Annotated in this window: 1 protein-coding gene; it reads right to left on the reverse strand. The window is 46.7% G+C overall.

All coding sequences use genetic code 11. The features are described from left to right. Positions 1-187 precede the first annotated feature (187 nt). Positions 188-270, reverse strand: an 83-nt coding sequence (gene rpmG, locus Q4563_RS20055; protein ID WP_303605764.1) for a 50S ribosomal protein L33, incomplete at its 5' end; no start/stop codon positions are given.

Raw genomic sequence — 270 nt, forward strand, 5'->3', positions numbered from 1 at the left:
GGACGCTTGTTGGGCATGATGTTCTGGCACCGCGGCAAACAGACAGCCTGCAGAGGCCGCTCTGACAGTATCAAATATAAACCGCAAACAGAGCGCACAAAGCTCTAGACAGCAAACGCCAGACATAAAAAAACCCGGATAGCCTAAGCTATAACCGGGTTTTTCAAGCCTGTACAGGAAGAATCAATTACTTGATCTTGGCTTCCTTGTACATCACATGCTTGCGAACAACGGGATCAAATTTCTTGATTTCCATTTTCTCAGGCATGG

The organism is Gilvimarinus sp. 1_MG-2023 (assembly GCF_030548285.1).